This window comes from Pandoraea sp. SD6-2, from assembly GCF_000389825.1.
In the GTDB taxonomy this organism is placed as follows: Bacteria; Pseudomonadota; Gammaproteobacteria; order Burkholderiales; family Burkholderiaceae; genus Pandoraea; species Pandoraea communis.
The window spans coordinates 15,088-27,426 of sequence record NZ_KB944433.1 but is presented as its reverse complement, the minus strand read 5'-3'; the positions used below and the strand labels follow the sequence as shown (position 1 = coordinate 27,426).

The window sequence follows — 12,339 nt, the reverse complement described above, 5'->3', positions numbered from 1 at the left end:
GGGAGACGTACAAGTCGCCGCCTCTTTCAATTCGGGGGTTCCAGGAGTTATCGACACCGTGACTACTATCTGCGCTCGGAATACGCGCACCGCTATAAGCGCGTCAACGGGCGGCGCACAGTGGGCCGCTAAATTCTTTGCAACGGCGAGACTTTAACCATGTACACCTACTCCCACACCAGCTCCGATATGATTTTGCGGTCTGACGGTCTTCTTATTCCGCCTGACCCAATGAACTCAGACTATCAGGCCTGTATTCTGTGGATTGCTGCTGAAAATAATATCGCCCCATACATGCCCAAGTAGCAGCACTTCGTAGAACCGCGAGGAAGGTGGGACAGCAATGGAGCCTCCGCGAGTCATGCTGGTCTCGGACGCAGAATCGGGAGAGCAGGCGCGCGCAACCGCATAGCAAACACCGCCAGTTCACGAATTTCCACAAGCCACCTTCGGGTGGCTTTGTCTTTTCCCGAGACCGATATGCCACGAATCGATGCTGCCACAGCCGGCGGCAGGAACGCGCTCGCCTTTCTGGACATGCTTCCGGTAAGCGAGCTGGGTCGGCTGGCGGTGGCTAACTCCGATGACGGCTACAACGTCATTGTCGGGGGCAGCCAGGCCAAACCGACGCTATTCACCAACTACCAGGATCATCCGCGCATCAAGGTGACGCTTCTCGACAAGAGCGGGAGGCCCAAGATCGACCCGAGGACGGGAAAGCCGCTGCTGTCGACTGCGGCGGGGCGGGACCAGATCCTGTCATGGATCTACGACGGGTATCGCCTGCAATTGCGCCTTCCCGACTTCTCGCCGCGAAGCCAGGACTTGATTGCGCTTCGTCTCATCCGCGAGTGCGGCGCTATGCCGGATATCGCTGCCGGGCGTATCTCGACCGCCATCACGAAGTGCGCAAGCCGATGGGCGAGTCTGCCTGGGGCGGGCTACGGCCAGCACGAAAACGCACTCGACGTGCTGATCGACGCGTACAAACGCGCCGGCGGCGTCATCACTGCCTAGATCCGGGGGGATACGTGGCGCAACAACAAGAAGCGATCGCCGAAGCAGAACAAAGAATTGCCGTGCATGAGGCCGTGTGTGCGGAGAGGTACAAGGGGATTCAAGAGGCGCTCTCGACCGGCGAGCGGCGCATGCAGCGCATCGAATACATCATCTACTTCCTGATCGGTACCGTGCTTCTCGGCCCCGGCTTCGCTGCGAAGTTCATCGAGATGATCGTCAGCAAGTGAAGCACCACGCTTCCAAACAGAACCGCCTTCGGGCGGTTTTTGCATTTCTGAGGGCCTATGAGCGACGTTACCCAAACCCATGATGAGCGCGAGACGCTCGTAGTCGACGTACTTCTACCTGGTCACGAGCCACGCACGACCACGCCGCTGTTCACGCACAGCCGCACGACCTTGCTTGAGAGGGAGGGCGGCCGCTGCTTCGTCTGCGGCGGCACCGAGCAGGACAGCGGCCACCCGCTTGAGGCCCATCACCATCCGATCGAGCGCAGCACCGCGAACCTGATTGACTGGTCGCGCTTTGCGGATGACTGCCGCGCCGGCGTGTGGGGCGCGCGTGCTCAGGCGTTCGACTGGGACGGCTTCCTTAGCGCGACTCCGTTCGACCCGTACCGCTTCGTTGACGACATGACTGTCAATGGGATGGTGCTCTGCAAAGACCACCACATCGGCAAGGACGAGGGCATCCACGCGATGCCGCTCCCGCTTTGGGTCGCTCAGAAATACGCGATCGAGGGCTACCGGTTCACGCCGACTGAGATCATCCACCACCACGAAGGGAAATCGCAATGAGCATCAAGCAGAAAATCTACGTCTACCTGGGGCTGATCGTACTGTTGATCGCCATCCTCGGCATCTGGGGCTTCTTCGCCTTCCAGGGCAAGACCGATGTCGCCTCCTACATTGCGCAGTTGGGTGGGCTGGTCACGATAGTCATCACGGCTGTGGGCGCCCTCGGCGGGTTCCATTCGGGCCGTGCTGATGTTCAAACCCCTATTCAAGGCATTTCGCTGGCGGCGTTCGAGCCTCTTGAAAAACCGGCAGATAACGACAGCGCGCCCGCTTCCGTGCCTGCCGACCCAGGGGCGACCCAGTGATCCGCGTCGCTGTTGCATGCGCAGCCTGTCTTGCACTGGCCGCATGCGCCGGAACCGCTCGCTACGAAGTGCGGCCTTTCTATGACACAGCCGGTCGGTTGATCTGCTGTCAGGCATCAGTGTCGAGCAGCAAGGACGTCGGCGCTGTCACCGTACGCGTGACCAACACCCCCGAGGGTTTCACCCTCGACTTCGGCGAAACCGGCGTTTCCGCCAGTGCGCCGATCACCGCCGGCGGCGGCATCGCTTCCAGCATCTCCGCAGCAGTCACTAGTGCGGCGGCTGCCGCCATCAAGTTCTCCACCCCGTAAGGATTCCACCATGAAGCGTTTTGCTATTGTGGCCGCGTGCGCGGCCGTGCTTTCGTTCGCCCTCGCTGCATGCTCGACCACCGGGCAGGCAGTCCAGACACCGGCCCAAGTTGCTGCGCGAGTGTGCCCACCGGTCGAAGTGGCGATCACGTCGTTGCAGCAGGTCAGCGGAATGAGCGACGCCGCGCTCCATGCGCTCGCCGACGCGCAGCCGGTCGTGAATGCGGTATGTGCCGCTGGCTCGACGGTCGACGCCGTCAACCTGCAAACGCTCGCGAGCGCGGGACTGCCGGCGATCATCACTGTGGCGAAAGCGTCGCCGCTGTCCGTGCAGGATCAGGATCGCATTGTAATTGGCGTGACGACGGCGCAGATCCTGCTGACCGCAGCGATTGCCGCGTGGCCGGCTGATACGCCTACGGCAGGCGCAAAATGAGTCGGTTCCTGACCCGACTGGTGATGGAAAACGCCACCGGTTGCGACGATGGCCGGTGGCGGCTTGTGCGGGCGCTTGTGTATCAGTCGGATGTGGCTGGCGAGGTATTCATCGTGCCGCGGGGGTTCGTCACGGATCTGGCGTCGGTGCCACGGCTGCCAGTTGTGTATTGGCTGACTGGCGGCACGTCGAATGAAGCCGCCGTCGTCCACGATTGGCTGTACACGAAGAAGCCGGTGCCGCGCGAGATTGCCGACAAGGTATTGCGCGAGGCTTCCGCCGTCACTTGCGTGCCAGCGTGGCGCCGGTGGCTCATGTACTGGGGTGTTCGGCTCGCCGGCGCGTCGCACTGGCGCTGACGCTGCCCACATCGCAGGGCTTGCATGCGAGCGCAGCTACGACGCGTTGACCGTAACGAAATAATCAGCACTTCGCTGGCCTAGCACCGCCGTGGCTATTCGGCCCAGGGTGCCAGTCCTTCGTGTCGTCAATCTCGATCGCGCCCGCGTCGATCAACTCAAATGTCGAGCCCGGCTTGAACTGCGCAAACCACTCCTTTGCTGTCGCCTCGTCCATGCGGTGACGAGTCTTATGCCAGCGTTTCTCGCTGGGCATTTGGTAGCGGTAGAAGTGAATGGTTCGCATGGCGGCCTCCCTCGGGTGACTTCGAGAGAGGTAAACTAGCACAAATACTGTATAAAAACACAGTATTTATTCGGGTTTCTCTTCCATGTTTGCCCGCTCGACTAATCGTCGCAGACGTCTCCCCAGCTTGTTTGCGTGCCAACAGACGCAATACTGCTGCTGGGATTCAATAACGCACGCTTCGCAGGGCTCAATGGCCTTCAACTGTTCAACGATGTCCTCGATGTCCGCCCCAGTTTCAGACTCGATTCGTTCCATGGTTTGAGCGACGCGTTCGTCAAAACCAGCGGATGCATTAAGCGCCAGTTGTTTCGCATCTTCGAGTTCCATGATGATGTATCGCTTTTCACTCATGAATGTCCTTTGTTCGGTCACATATCATTTGGCGGGTACATTGTATATTTGGTGAGCAGCGTGGGGCGCCAGTGGTGCAATTGGAGATGCTATGTGCACGAACTACCGCGTACCGGATCGGCAGTTGTTCAGCGAGTACTACGGCACGCCACCACCGATCGGCGAGTGGCGCGATGAGGTGTACAAGGACTATTTCGCCCCGATCATTCGCCGGGATGCCGGCGGGCGGCGCTCTGACTTAGCGTCGTTCGGGATGGTGCCGCGCGAGAAGATCCCGCCAGGCGTGCATGTCTTCGACACGATGAACGCTCGAGCCGAAACGGTCGGCGAGAAACGCAGCTTCAGCGGCGCGTGGAAAAAGCAGCAGCTTTGCTTGATCCCGACACAGGTTTTCTTCGAGCCGGATTACGAGACGGGCAACGCGGTGCGCTGGGCGGTCGGCATGGCCGACGGTAGCCCATTCGCGATTGGTGGACTGTGGAGGGAATGGGAAGGCGAGGGCGGCGCTCGCCTGTCGTTCACGATGCTCACGCTCAACTCGGACCATCATCCGCTGATGAAGCGCTTCCACAAGCCGGGTAGCGAAAAGCGGTCGGTGGTGATCATCAAGCCGGCCGATTACGACGACTGGCTCGGCGCTCGATCAATGGACGAGGCGAGGTTGTTTGTGACGCTGCCTGATGCTGCAACCATGAGCGCGGTACCAGCACCCAAGGCTTGAGCGGTTGTCTAATATCTCGCCGCATGTCGCCCTCAAACCCGCATGCCGCCGTGCCTAATCATTTAGCATTTTGTTAGACACGAAACCGATCAATCCTATTCTGGCGGTGCGTTGGCCGTCATTTTCCCGGTCTGATTTGGGATCAGAGGGTCGTAGGTTCGAATCCTATCGCTCCGACCAGCAGGATCAAGGGGTTACACGTTTCGGCGTGTAACCCTTTTCTTTTCCCCTCTTCATTACCGTCCTGTTACCGGAAAAACGGTTGGAACAGCGCCAAACGTCACAGGCCCTAGTCGAACCCCGTCGAAGTTAGTGTCTTGCACTTTGCCAAGTTTGACGTTCGTCTATCAGCCTTATTGATCGTTGGCGAGCGTGTCACGTAACCGGCATACACGAGAGCGCAGCGCCGCTGCAGAAGTGATCTGACGGATTTTCGTACCACTGGAGTCTAGAGATTCACGGCCCCGGTGGTTGAACTACATTCGCTAGCCCGGCGAAATTCTGCCGGGGTCAGGTACTGCAAACGCGAATGCGGACGCACTTCGTTGTAGTGATTCCGCCAGTCCTCGATCACAATCTTTGCCTCGATCCGGTTTCGAAACCACTCCATCGTCAAACATTCATCACGGAATTTTCCGTTGACGCTTTCGTTGGTGCCGTTCTGCCAAGGCTTGCCCGGATCAATCAACGCTGTCTCGATCCGCTCCTGGACCGCCCACTTCAACAGCGCCGTGCTGACAAATTCCGGCCCGTAGTAAGTGCAGAATATAACGCGGTGCGCTTCATTGGTATTTCTTGAAAAGCACGCTGGCGTTCACCCCACCAAAACCAAAGCCGTTTGACATGGCATAGTTGATCTCCATATCTCGCGATTTTCCAGAAACGATATCAACTGTCTCTGCTTCTGTATCTGGGTTTTCGAGATTTAATGTTGCGGGAGCTATCTGATCACGCACCGCCAATGCAGTGAAGATTGCCTCTACACCTCCTGCCGCACCAAGCAAATGGCCGGTAGAGGATTTCGTTGCAGAAACCGCCGGGCCTGGCGTTCCTGCAAAGACAGACTTGATCGCGCGAAGCTCACTCCGGTCTCCCATAGGGGTAGATGTCGCATGTGCATTTAGGTGTTGCACATCGGCGGCAGAGATTCCAGCTTGACGCAACGCAATTTCCATCGCACGGCGGGCACCACCTCCGTCATCGGGGGTTGATGTCATGTGATACGCATCAGCACTGGTGCCATAACCGACTAGTTCGACGATGGGATCGGCTCCACGCTGCAATGCATGTTCAAGGCTCTCAATAACTAGCACCCCGGCCCCTTCTGCAATGACAAAACCATCGCGCGCCTGATCGAAGGGGCGCGAGGCTTTGCGTGGCATTTCAGAAAAGTCCGTCGATAGTGCTCGCGCTGCCGCAAATGCGCCGATGCTGACGCGATCAATGCAGGCTTCAGCGCCCCCACACAACGCAATATCCGCTTCCCCGGCGCGAATTAGCCGCGCCGCATCCCCAATGGCCTGCACGCCAGCAGCACAGGCCGTTACGGGTGCGCCAAGCGGCCCTTTGAACCCGTGTTGAATTGAAACCGCGCCTGCCGCCATGTTGGCGAGGAAGCTGGGGATCGTGAATGGCGAAAGACGACGAGGTCCTCGAGATTCAGTAGTGCGGACAGCATTAGCAATGGCTCCGAATCCACCAATGCCTGATGAAATGATGGTTGCTGTTCGCAATTTTTCATGTTCGCTGGCTGGCTTCCACCTCGCTTGCTCCAATGCCTGCTTTGCAGCCACCAAAGCGAACAATATGAAGCGATCCATCTTACGCTGCTCTTTCAGCTCTACCGCATGATTGGGTTCGAAGCCTGCGGTATATTGTTCTGAATAGTCGGGCACCACTCCCGCGACTTTGGCTGTAATTCCATCAACAATGACCTGTGGTAGTGAAACGACTCCACTATGACCAGCAAGCAAACTACTCCAAGCATGCCGCACATCGCATCCTAGAGGCGAAACAATCCCCATCCCTGTCACAACAATACGTTTCATTCAATGCCCATATAGGTTAGTTATTGAGATTCGGCGACGCACATTCAGGTTTTGGCATCGGGTGAGAGTGGATTTCCTCTGAGTACCAGCAGGCACAACAGCGCCAAACCCATGCCTGCTGCCAGTACCCTGCCAAGGGATTGATAAGTCGGAAAATCTAGCTCCGATATCGTGGTGATGGCCAAGGTTGCCATGCCCATTTGAAGGAATCCCAGCAAGGCAGATGCGGCGCCAGCCTGAGTACCGAACGGCTGAAGCGCCATCGCTGTTCCAAGCGGATTCAGTAGACCCGCACCAAACAGGAACACGCTGATAGATATGCTGAAGTGGAACAACCCCATTGAGCCGCTCAATAAAGCAGTACCACCAGCCAGTGAGATGGCACTGCCTGCCATAGCGATAATAGGTACACCCCAACGAGCTGCCAGTTTGGGAGCCACCAGCCCGGCGGCAAAAACAACAAACACTGTGGTTGCGAAGAAGTAGCCCAATTCGACTGGGGTTAGCGTCAATCCATCCATCAAGATCACCGGGGTGGCAGCGAAGAAAGCCATCAAGCCGCCGGATGTCAGACCCACAGCCATTGCAGGCGCAATAAAGCGGATGTCGCTCAGTAACTGGAAGTAGTTGGCGAAAGTGGCTGTGAAGGACACCTTGTGGCGCGCAGTACGAGGATGCGTTTCGCCGACACACGCCGTGTAGAGGAGTCCGATCAAAACGGTTAGTACCGCAACAAGCAAGAACACACTGCGCCAACCAGCCACACTGCTCAGTAGTCCTCCTGCCAGCGGGGAGAACCCGGGTGCCGCTGCCATTGCAACCATGATGAACGACAGTGCTCGGGATAGCGCCATGCCCTCAAAGCGATCACGAGCGATCGAGCGGGCCAGCACCGATGGTGCGCAGGCACCGATCCCCTGAATCACTCGGCCCAGGATCAGCCATTCCAGCCGCATGGCCAGTGCACAAATAATGCTGCCGATGGTGAGAGTGACCAGACCACTCAGCATCAGACCTTTACGACCCAGGCGATCGGAGAGCGGGCCGACGACCAACTGCCCCAAAGCAAAGGGAATGAAAAAGGCGCTAAGCGTGATGCCCAAGCTCTGGGTAGAAACAAACATCGAGCGCCCGATCTCGGGAAAAGCGGGCAGAACAATGTTGGTCGCGAGCGTCGCCAGAGCGGCTAAGCTGGCCAATACACCCAAGCCGCCGCGATTAGATGATGCAGCTTGTTGCGCCATCAATGCACCTTACTGCTGTGCGTTTGATCCAACATAACGCGCAACTGCTCTGCTGAACCGATGTGTGCGCCGTCAGGCGTCCATGCATTGAGGCGCTCCAGAAGCCAACCATCACTTCTGCAAACATCAGTGCGCGCACGCAGCAGTACCCAAGGCGAAACTGCATGGGCCAGTTGACTGCCGGGGGTATCCGAGAACATGACGGTAGGCAAAGGCAGCGGTGCTGCACGCACCACTGCATAGGATGGTGGGAGTGCGTCCATTGGCATCACCAGTCGTGCTTCGTCGGGAGGGAGATCGTCGGCAACAAGGCGCAACCAGGCCATGAGTTCCGGTTCTGCTCCACCACTGAACGGTCGGACGTTACCCACCGCTCGGATTTCGGTGTGGTGTGCGAAAGGTGCAAACTCGGGCGGTACACTGAAAACCGGGCACTGCGACCACGGCGGCACTACAGGCATTCGGGGAGTAAAGGTTTGCGCAAACCTCTGCTGGGGTTCGGCGAACACCGCACTGGCTGATATAGCGACATGACCTTCTTGGATCGCATCGGCATCCAGCCAGGATACGGTTTTCCCTTGGCAGGGTTCGTGCGCCTCCAGAATGAACGGAGTCCGTAAGGCACGGCGGAAGCGTGCCGAGATTTGTTGCAAGACACGTCCCTGCGATTTGTCACGCACTGCGCCCGTCAGCAGGCTCGATGTCAAACCACCATGAAGGCCACCAAACCTCCACCACGACGAGTCCAGCTTGACCAGCGCGCCAGGTCTTGATGCCTCATGGATTTGCGCAATTTTCGCATTTTTATCAATGATATTCATACCTAAAATAGTAGGTGGCTGACTCCTTTCCCGGAAGTGGCAAGAATGACTATATTCGGTCTAAAATTGCCACTATGATTACTCATCTTGCACTCAACGGTGTCACTGAAAGCTGCCTAGGCGTAGGAATTGATATCGTCAGTTCAGCCGCACACTTGGCTGACAACCGCTCGACCCATGCTCCACACGCTGCCAGACTGCTCCGGCAGCGTGTTGTATCGCTTGATGGTCATCCAGTCCGATCTGGCGCTGGTCGCTCCATCTCAGTCGATGGCGCACTCAGTTTGCGAGGTATTGGCGCTTCAGATGTTCTGGTGGTGCCAGGCTGGTTCGCAGCCACCGAAACGTCGATTGAGGAATTACTGTCTCGGGAAGAAGCTCAACGTGTGACAGCATTTTTAGAACGTGCAGCGGCAAAGGGAGTCATGCTGGCCGCATCCTGTTCTGCGACGTTTATGTTGGCTGAAACAGGCGTATTGGATGGGCAACGAGCGACAACAACTTGGTGGCTTTCCTCTGTGTTTGCGCGCCGTTTTCCCGCTGTTTCCCTGGCAGCAGATCGGATGGTTGTTCAGGCTCCTGGCGTACTGACGGCTGGTTCGGCTTTCGCCCATGCAGACTTGATGCTAGCTGTCATCGCGCGCATTGCTAGCCCTACACTGGCGCAGTGGGCAGCCCGTTATTTGGTATTGGACAATCGCTCCTCCCAATCACACTATATGGCGATGGAGCACCTTCGTGTGTCTGACCCAGTCTTGCAGAAAGTCGAGCATTTCATTATCAACAACATCGACCGACAGATCACGCTGGAAGAACTGGCCTCTGTCGCCGCTATTTCGCCAAGAACGCTGGCAAGGCGCATGCACACCGGGCTTGGTATGACGCCGAACGAACTTGTTCAACGTCTGCGTGTGTCACATGCAACACATCTTTTGGAAACTACCAGTGTTTCAGTGGATGACGTCGCAGCTCGTGTTGGTTATGCCGATCCTGCGGCATTTCGGCGCGTTTTTCGGCGTTTTGCTGGTAACTCACCACGGGGTAGACGTTTGCAAAGTGCAGAGCTTCATCAAGACAATTGATACCCGACGTCTCCCCCGATTTGAGTAGCGCGGCGATTTAGAGTCCAATCACGTAGTCAGGAGATTGGACATGAAGAAGAGATTCACCGACGAGCACATCGTCGGCTTCCTGCGGGAAGCCGAGACGGGAATACTGGTCAAGGAACTATGCCGCCAGCACAGCTTCTCCGAGGCCAGTTACTACCTTTGGCGCAGTAAGTTCGGCGGCATGAATGTATCCGACGCGAAGCGGCTGAAGGATCTGGAGGCCGAAAACGCCCGGTTGAAGAAACTGCTGGCGGAATCGCGGCTGGAGAATGAGGTGACGCGCGAGGCGTTGCGAAGTTTGCCGCAAGCGATTCGTACCGATAACGGCAAGGAATTTTGCGGTCGCGCAATGCTGAACTGGGCGCACGAGCGAGGCGTAAAACTGTTCCTGATCGAGCCGGGCAAACCCAACCAGAATGCCTACATCGAATCGTTCAACGGACGCTTCCGGGATGAATGCCTGAACGAACACTGGTTCACCAGCCTGCCGCATGCCAAGGTGGTGATCGAGGCATGGCGACGGGAATATAACGAGGAGCGGCCGAAGAAATCACTGGGCGGATTAACGCCGGCAACCTACGCCCGGAACCTGGCGGAAAAGCAGTTACATTAACCCTCGGACTCTAAAGCTCAGTGCTACTGAAGACGGGGGGACGTCGGGTGGTGGATTTGCACCATCACAATCGTCGCATTGTTCTCCCGCCGCAGCGCGAGCGAGCCGCCCAATCGTTGCGCACGCCGGTGCATGCTGTTGAGGCCGGTGCCGTGAAGGTGTCCGCCCTCCGGGGTATCGGCATTGATTCGCACGCCGCTCATGTCGAAACCGACACCGTTGTCTTCGACGTGTAAGGTGATCTGGCCATCGTCGTGCCGCAGTTCGACAATGACCCGAGTTGCTCGCGCGTGCTTGAGCACGTTGGTGAGCGCTTCCTGAAGAATGCGCAGCAACTCCAGCGATTGTGCGGCGCTCAGCACGCATTGCGTGATGCCGTCGAGCCGCCAGATGCACTCGATGTTCTGAGTCTCGAAGAGCACCGAAATCCGGTGCCGCAATGGGGCAATTTGTTCGGCGAGCGCCAGTTCGCCTTGCTGATGCGTTGCCGCCGTGTCGATGACGAAACGCAGTTCGTCGCGCATCTCCTTGAGCAATCCAAGAAAGCGTGCCGGCGGCAACGTGTGCGGCGCATGTTCGATGGCCGCGATGCTCGAAACCAACGCCCCACCAAGGCCGTCATGCAGATCGTGTGCGAGATCCAGCCGCTCGGCGAGGCGTGCGTTGACGACTTCGAGTTCGTGCTGGCGATTGAGTGTATGTGCCAGTTCCTCGCGCGCGTTATCGATGCCAACGCGCAGCTCGTCATTGAACTGCGCGATTCTCCGGGAATTTTCGGCAAATCGTTTCGCCAGTACGATGGCCATGCCGATCATGAGCACCTGAGACGTTTGCGTCGTGTAATAGACGTTCGATGCCAGCACGCCGAAATACACCAGAAAATCATGGGTGCCAGCGACCACGAAGGTCAACGCGCACATTGAGACGATGCGTTGCTCCAGCCTTCGCTCCCGCCATGTGAGGATGAAAAGCAGCACGCAACTCGCCAGATAAGTCACGCCGGGGACGATGGCCCAGAGCGCGCGCGACGTCTCGATGCGATCATGCGGCATGACGATTAGCCAGATCGCCCCGGCGCCGAACGTTGTCCATAACAGCGCTTCGGTGCGCGGCATGCGTCGGCCGCAAAAGCGCAGTACGTACATCGTGAAGCTGCCGCAGTAGGCCAGAAATGCGATGGAGACGAAGATCTCCCATGCGTCGTTCGTTGTAAATGGCCAGGGCCGGGTGACCACCTGATTGACCGCGTAGAGCCACCAGGTGAGCGACATCACACTGAACCAGCCGTAGGCCGTTTCATTGCGGCGATACAGCCAGAGCATCAACACGAGTATCCCCAGGGTGAGGGTGATCGCGAGACTGAAGAGTTGCAGATCGCGCCGCACCCATTGCTCCCGCTCGTAGCGCTCGTGAACGGTGTCGGGTGCTCCCCGGACGATCGGGCCGAGTCCCGGGCTGTACGCGGCAAGGCCTGAGACGCGCACGAGCATCGTATTCACGCCGGGGCGTAGCACCGGTGCGTCCAGGACCCCGTACCTCGGCGTATTCCATGCCCGCGTGAGCGGCTCGACAAGCGAGTTGTCGCGCAAGATCAGCACATCGTTCAGATAGACCGCACCTGCCATGTTCATGTATTCCAGCAGCAGTCCGCGCGGCCGCGGGTTTGCCGGTTCGCGCCATGTGAGCCGATACCAGACCACGCCGTTATAGCCGGGCCAGCGGCGTGTCCAGACATCGGGCAGCGTGACATTGGTCCAGCCGGTTTCGGGGGCATGGGCGGCGCGCCAGTTGGCCCCTGTGGGGTTCATGCCCGTGGCGCTGTCGCTTGTGGCGCGTACGGCCTCGATGCGATCGAACGTTAGTGTGGTGTTGTCGGCTGGGCGTGTTTGCCCTTGTGCGGTTGCGATGCCCGGGA

Annotated in this window: 16 protein-coding genes and 1 pseudogene; 10 read left to right on the top strand and 7 right to left on the bottom strand. The window is 58.2% G+C overall.

All coding sequences use genetic code 11. From position 1 onward, the window contains the following. The first annotated feature begins 480 nt into the window (after positions 1–480). From C266_RS08805 to C266_RS08775, 7 genes are all read left to right on the top strand, one after another. On the top strand, positions 481–1,017 hold the full coding sequence (locus tag C266_RS08805; RefSeq protein WP_010804672.1) for a glycoside hydrolase family 104 protein: 537 nt from the start codon (positions 481–483) through the stop codon (positions 1,015–1,017). Between the two features lie 14 nt (positions 1,018–1,031). Further along, positions 1,032–1,247 carry a hypothetical protein gene (locus tag C266_RS08800; protein ID WP_010804671.1) on the top strand — a complete coding sequence of 72 codons (216 nt, stop codon included), beginning with the start codon at positions 1,032–1,034 and terminating at the stop codon, positions 1,245–1,247. A gap of 57 nt (positions 1,248–1,304) precedes the next feature. Continuing rightward, on the top strand, positions 1,305–1,817 hold the full coding sequence (locus C266_RS08795; protein ID WP_036662246.1) for a hypothetical protein: 513 nt from the start codon (positions 1,305–1,307) through the stop codon (positions 1,815–1,817). Next, positions 1,814–2,122, top strand: coding sequence for a hypothetical protein (locus C266_RS08790; protein WP_010804670.1), 309 nt, complete (start codon positions 1,814–1,816; stop codon positions 2,120–2,122). The genes C266_RS08795 and C266_RS08790 overlap by 4 nt, the downstream gene beginning before the upstream one ends. Positions 2,123–2,241: 119 nt before the next feature. Next, positions 2,242–2,433 carry a hypothetical protein gene (locus tag C266_RS27325; RefSeq protein ID WP_144265756.1) on the top strand — a complete coding sequence of 64 codons (192 nt, stop codon included), beginning with the start codon at positions 2,242–2,244 and terminating at the stop codon, positions 2,431–2,433. 10 nt (positions 2,434–2,443) lie between these two features. Then, the gene (locus C266_RS08780; RefSeq protein ID WP_010804668.1) at positions 2,444–2,869 is read left to right on the top strand and encodes a hypothetical protein; all 426 of its coding nucleotides are present in this window, start codon (positions 2,444–2,446) and stop codon (positions 2,867–2,869) included. Then, on the top strand, positions 2,866–3,228 hold the full coding sequence (locus C266_RS08775) for a DUF1353 domain-containing protein (protein ID WP_051126204.1): 363 nt from the start codon (positions 2,866–2,868) through the stop codon (positions 3,226–3,228). The genes C266_RS08780 and C266_RS08775 overlap by 4 nt, the downstream gene beginning before the upstream one ends. Before the next feature lie 64 nt (positions 3,229–3,292). Here the strand turns inward: C266_RS08775 and C266_RS08770 are convergent, their stop codons facing one another. Both C266_RS08770 and C266_RS08765 read right to left on the bottom strand, forming a co-directional pair. Continuing rightward, positions 3,293–3,514, bottom strand: coding sequence for a hypothetical protein (locus C266_RS08770; protein WP_010804666.1), 222 nt, complete (start codon positions 3,512–3,514; stop codon positions 3,293–3,295). Between the two features lie 66 nt (positions 3,515–3,580). After that, positions 3,581–3,868, bottom strand: a complete 288-nt coding sequence (locus tag C266_RS08765; RefSeq protein WP_010804665.1) for a hypothetical protein — start codon at positions 3,866–3,868, stop codon at positions 3,581–3,583. Between the two features lie 91 nt (positions 3,869–3,959). Here C266_RS08765 and C266_RS08760 point away from each other — a divergent pair, with 91 nt between their 5' ends. After that, positions 3,960–4,589: an SOS response-associated peptidase gene (locus C266_RS08760; RefSeq protein ID WP_010804664.1), complete on the top strand. Its 630-nt coding sequence runs from the start codon at positions 3,960–3,962 to the stop codon at positions 4,587–4,589. A gap of 448 nt (positions 4,590–5,037) precedes the next feature. Here C266_RS08760 and C266_RS08750 read toward each other — a convergent pair. From C266_RS08750 to C266_RS26735, 4 genes and pseudogenes are all read right to left on the bottom strand, one after another. Then, a pseudogene (locus C266_RS08750) lies at positions 5,038–5,340 on the bottom strand (integrase core domain-containing protein); the annotation flags it as partial. Positions 5,341–5,371: 31 nt separating this feature from the next. Further along, entirely contained in the window at positions 5,372–6,637 is a 1,266-nt protein-coding gene (fabF, locus tag C266_RS08745) for a beta-ketoacyl-ACP synthase II (protein ID WP_036662243.1), read from the bottom strand. A gap of 44 nt (positions 6,638–6,681) precedes the next feature. Next, positions 6,682–7,881, bottom strand: coding sequence for a multidrug effflux MFS transporter (locus tag C266_RS08740; RefSeq protein ID WP_010804661.1), 1,200 nt, complete (start codon positions 7,879–7,881; stop codon positions 6,682–6,684). After that, entirely contained in the window at positions 7,881–8,702 is an 822-nt protein-coding gene (locus C266_RS26735) for a thioesterase family protein (RefSeq protein ID WP_081636223.1), read from the bottom strand. The genes C266_RS08740 and C266_RS26735 overlap by 1 nt, the downstream gene beginning before the upstream one ends. A 74-nt stretch (positions 8,703–8,776) precedes the next feature. Here C266_RS26735 and C266_RS26730 point away from each other — a divergent pair, with 74 nt between their 5' ends. Next, positions 8,777–9,784 (top strand): GlxA family transcriptional regulator, encoded by a 1,008-nt coding sequence (locus C266_RS26730; RefSeq protein ID WP_081636222.1) that lies wholly within the window; start codon positions 8,777–8,779, stop codon positions 9,782–9,784. 70 nt (positions 9,785–9,854) lie between these two features. Continuing rightward, entirely contained in the window at positions 9,855–10,424 is a 570-nt protein-coding gene (locus tag C266_RS26725; RefSeq protein ID WP_010804659.1) for an integrase core domain-containing protein, read from the top strand. A 23-nt stretch (positions 10,425–10,447) separates the two neighbouring features. Here the strand turns inward: C266_RS26725 and C266_RS08730 are convergent, their stop codons facing one another. After that, on the bottom strand, positions 10,448–12,232 hold the full coding sequence (locus C266_RS08730; RefSeq protein WP_010804658.1) for an ATP-binding protein: 1,785 nt from the start codon (positions 12,230–12,232) through the stop codon (positions 10,448–10,450). Between the last annotated feature and the right edge of the window lie 107 nt (positions 12,233–12,339).

Bases quoted from the DNA above. Each gene is read 5' to 3' on its own strand.
- C266_RS08795 (WP_036662246.1), top strand. From the start codon at position 1,305: ATGAGCGACGTTACCCAAACCCATGATGAGCGCGAGACGCTCGTAGTC.
- C266_RS26725 (WP_010804659.1), top strand. From the start codon at position 9,855: ATGAAGAAGAGATTCACCGACGAGCACATCGTCGGCTTCCTGCGGGAA.
- C266_RS08775 (WP_051126204.1), top strand. From the start codon at position 2,866: ATGAGTCGGTTCCTGACCCGACTGGTGATGGAAAACGCCACCGGTTGC.
- C266_RS26730 (WP_081636222.1), top strand. From the start codon at position 8,777: ATGATTACTCATCTTGCACTCAACGGTGTCACTGAAAGCTGCCTAGGC.
- C266_RS08765 (WP_010804665.1), bottom strand. From the start codon at position 3,868: ATGAGTGAAAAGCGATACATCATCATGGAACTCGAAGATGCGAAACAA.
- C266_RS08805 (WP_010804672.1), top strand. From the start codon at position 481: ATGCCACGAATCGATGCTGCCACAGCCGGCGGCAGGAACGCGCTCGCC.
- C266_RS08730 (WP_010804658.1), bottom strand. From the start codon at position 12,232: ATGAACCCCACAGGGGCCAACTGGCGCGCCGCCCATGCCCCCGAAACC.
- C266_RS08780 (WP_010804668.1), top strand. From the start codon at position 2,444: ATGAAGCGTTTTGCTATTGTGGCCGCGTGCGCGGCCGTGCTTTCGTTC.
- fabF (WP_036662243.1), bottom strand. From the start codon at position 6,637: ATGAAACGTATTGTTGTGACAGGGATGGGGATTGTTTCGCCTCTAGGA.
- C266_RS08790 (WP_010804670.1), top strand. From the start codon at position 1,814: ATGAGCATCAAGCAGAAAATCTACGTCTACCTGGGGCTGATCGTACTG.
- C266_RS26735 (WP_081636223.1), bottom strand. From the start codon at position 8,702: ATGAATATCATTGATAAAAATGCGAAAATTGCGCAAATCCATGAGGCA.
- C266_RS08740 (WP_010804661.1), bottom strand. From the start codon at position 7,881: ATGGCGCAACAAGCTGCATCATCTAATCGCGGCGGCTTGGGTGTATTG.
- C266_RS08770 (WP_010804666.1), bottom strand. From the start codon at position 3,514: ATGCGAACCATTCACTTCTACCGCTACCAAATGCCCAGCGAGAAACGC.
- C266_RS08760 (WP_010804664.1), top strand. From the start codon at position 3,960: ATGTGCACGAACTACCGCGTACCGGATCGGCAGTTGTTCAGCGAGTAC.